Annotated in this window: 3 protein-coding genes; all 3 read left to right on the forward strand. The window is 72.1% G+C overall.

Going from position 1 to position 3,529, the window contains the following annotated elements; translation table 11 throughout:
* Positions 1-172 (forward strand): molybdopterin dinucleotide binding domain-containing protein (locus H5J33_RS27650; protein ID WP_181797557.1); only part of this gene is annotated, 172 nt, incomplete at its 5' end.
* Between the two features lie 72 nt (positions 173-244).
* Positions 245-1,078 carry an arylamine N-acetyltransferase gene (locus H5J33_RS27655; protein WP_181797558.1) on the forward strand — a complete coding sequence of 278 codons (834 nt, stop codon included), beginning with the start codon at positions 245-247 and terminating at the stop codon, positions 1,076-1,078.
* 409 nt (positions 1,079-1,487) lie between these two features.
* Positions 1,488-3,137 (forward strand): M4 family metallopeptidase, encoded by a 1,650-nt coding sequence (locus tag H5J33_RS27660; protein ID WP_181797559.1) that lies wholly within the window; start codon positions 1,488-1,490, stop codon positions 3,135-3,137.
* Positions 3,138-3,529: the final 392 nt, after the last annotated feature.

Genomic DNA, 3,529 nt, shown 5'->3' on the forward strand with positions numbered 1-3,529 from the left:
GGCGCCGGCCCGGATCACCGACACGATCCGCCCGGACACCGTCTTCATGCCCTTCCACTGGCCGGGCGAGGGCCGCGCCAACACCCTCACCAACCCGGCGCTGGACCCCACGTCCCGGATGCCGGAGTTCAAGTCGTGCGCGGTGCGGGTGGAGGTCGTACCGCGGTCGTAGGGCCAGGGCCGGAGCGCGGTTCGGTCGGGGGGACGCGTCGGCCGGGGGGCGGGCTCGCGTAGGTTCGGGGGTATGTCCGACGAAGAGCAGTACGACCTCGACGCCTACCTGGACCGGATCGGCTGGAGGGGCGAGCGGCGGCCCGGCCTGGCGACCCTGCGGGGCGTTCACCTGGCGCACGCGCTGGCGCTGCCCTTCGAGAACCTGGACCCGGTGGCGGGCTCGGCCCCCTCGCTGGCGCCCGGCGACCTGATGGCCAAGATGGTGCGCGGACGGCGCGGCGGTTACTGCTACGAGCACAACACCCTGCTGCGGCTGGCGCTGGAGGCGCTCGGATTCCGGGTGACCCCGCTGGCCGGCCGGGTGGTGCTGGGCGCCGAGGGTCCCGGCAGCCGGCCGCGTACGCACGCGATGCTCCGGGTGGAGGTGGCGGGCGAGCCGTATCCGTACCTGGCGGACGTCGGCTTCGGCGCGGTCGGCGCGCTGCTGCTGCCGGTGCCGCTGGTACCCGGCACCGAGTACGAGGGCTCCGGGCGCCGGCACCGGCTGGAGCCGCTGCCGCACGACGGGCCGTCGGAGCTGTGGGAGTTGCGGGCGTACGACTCCCGTACCGGGGAGTGGACCGGCCAGTACGCGTTCACCCAGGAGCCGTTCACCGCGGGCGACTTCGAGGTGTTCAACTGGTACGTCGCCACCCACCCGCGCTCCCCGTTCACCCGCCGCCCCTACCTCCAGCGGACCCTGCCCGACGGTCACCATCTCGCCCTGGACGGGGCCCGGTTCACCGAGACGCTCACCGACGGCACGGCCACGGAACGCGAACTGACGAACGAGGCGGAGGCACGGCAGCTGGTGGAGGAGCGGTTCGGGATCGCGGTACCCGCCGGGGTGACGCTGCCGGGCTGAGCCTCGCTTCCGGTGAACGGGCGGGGGGGACGGGCAGGGTCTGGTTCCGGGCCTTCGTGGTCAGCCTGACCTCGGCCAGGGATCGAGTCCCGGGCCGGAGTGCAGACAGACCAGCGGGCGATTCGCGCAGACGGCCAACCGGAGCCTGGTTGAACTCGTGGGGGCGGATCATCGCACAGCTCTCGACAAGGATCAGCAGCTCTACGTCAACTCCCCGTTCGCGGGCCCGTGTCGAGCGGGCCGAGCGGGTACGCAAAGGCTCCCGCAACCCCCGCCACCCCGCCACACCCCCCGCCGAAGATCCACAAAGCTCCACCACGGTGCCTATGGACACGACATGTCATGGCCATTTAAATCTCGGGCATCAGCGCCACCCCCACGCCTGACGGGCGCCTTCCCGAGGAGACAGATGAGCCGGATACGGCAGCACGTCCGAGGAACCCGCCGCACGGTCACCGCCGGTGTCGCCGCCGCCGCCGCGACCCTGCTGGCCGTCGGCCTCTCCCCCGCCGCCCACGCCGGGGGGGGACCGACCCGGGCCACCGCGATCGACCACGCGGCCTCCGCGCTCCTGGCCCACGCCTCCGCGCTGGGCCTGGCCGCCCCGCAGGAGACCAGCGTCCGGGACGTGATCGTGGACAAGGACGGCACCCAGCACGTCCGCTACGACCGTACCTACCGCCATCTCCCGGTACTCGGCGGCGACTTCGTGGTCCACCTGACCCCGGGCGGCGCCTACAAGGGCGCCGACCGCGCCACCCGGCAGGCCGTCTCCGTGCCCACGGTCACCCCGGCGATCCCCGGCCCCGAGGCCGCCGGCCTCGCGGTGGACGCCCTGCGCGCGGCCCACCCCGGCACGCCGCTGAAGCAGGCCAAGGCCAGACCGCAGCTGGTGGTCGACGCCCTGCACGGCACCCCCAGGCTGGCCTGGCGCACCACCGCCGTCGGTCTGGACTCGCTCGGCAACCCGGCCGCCCGGACCGTCCTGACCGACGCGCGCACCGGTGCCCGGATCGACGCCTGGGACAGCCTGGAGACCGCCACCGGCGACGGCGCCTCCCTCTACAGCGGGACCGTGCCGCTGGAGACCACCCAGTCCGGGTCGTCGTACCAGCTCAAGGACCCGACCCGGGGCAACACCTACACCGGTGACGCGGAGAACAAGACCGACCTGTGCGTCTTCGGGATCTGCTTCAGCCGGGCCCCCGCGACCCTGTTCTCGGACGCCGACAACCACTGGGGCACCGGCGCCACCGCGGACCGCGCCTCGGCCGCCGTCGACGCCCAGTACGGCACCGACGAGACCTGGGACTACTACAAGAACGTGCACGGCCGCACCGGCATCGCCGGGGACGGCAAGGGCTCGTACAACCGCGTCCACTACGGCAGCAACTACAACAACGCCTTCTGGGACGACAGTTGCTTCTGCATGACGTACGGCGACGGCGACGGCACCACGTTCGGGCCGCTGGTCGCCCTCGACGTCGCCGGGCACGAGATGTCGCACGGGGTGACCTCGAAGACGGCCGCGCTGACCTACTCGGGCGAGTCCGGCGGGCTCAACGAGGCCACGTCCGACATCCTCGGCACGATGGTGGAGTGGTACGCGAACAACCCGTCCGACACCGGTGACTACCTCATCGGCGAGGAGATCGTGAAGCCCGGCTTCGGCAAGGCGGCGCTGCGCTTCATGGACAAGCCCTCCAGGGACGGCAGTTCGGCGGACTACTGGAGCTCGTCGGTCGGCAACCTCGACGTCCACTACTCCTCAGGCGTGGCCAACCACTTCGCCTACCTGCTCGCCGAGGGCAGCGGCGCCAAGACCATCAACGGCGTCGGCTACGACTCGCCGACCTACAACGGCTCCACCGTCACCGGCATCGGCCGGGACAAGGTCGGCAAGATCTGGTACCGGGCGCTGACGGTCTACATGACCTCCTCGACGAACTACAAGGGCGCCCGCACGGCGACCCTGAACGCGGCCAAGGACCTCTACGGCGCCGGCGGCACGGAGTACAACGCCGTGGCGGCGGCCTGGAGCGCGGTCAACGTCGGCTGACTCCTCCGCCGTACGTTTCCGGGGCCGGTGTCCGCTCGGGCACCGGCCCCGGTGCGTGTGCGGCGGCGGACGCACTGACGTCACGTCACCCGTTCACCGGCGCCGCCGCTCCATTCGTGTTCTTTTCATACTTCTTCCTCCCGGCCCTCCCCCACCCGCCCGTGACCTGCCGGAACGCCGCACGGACTCACCCGGGCGGGCGGCCCGGCCGCCACCCGTTCACCGTATTCCTGACGGCTCCTCGGCAAGCGGGCCGAGCGCCGAGCCACTTATCTCGGAAGGGCAGGGGCGCACCCCTGGACGAGTCGGACAAGCTCTGGGGAGCACCATGCGACGCACTGCCCGTCTCCTGGCCGGTACCGCGCTCGCCGTGGCCGCCACGGCACCCGCCC

Origin of the sequence: Streptomyces sp. WELS2 (assembly GCF_013870595.1) — a bacterium.
GTDB lineage: Bacteria > Actinomycetota > Actinomycetes > Streptomycetales > Streptomycetaceae > Streptomyces.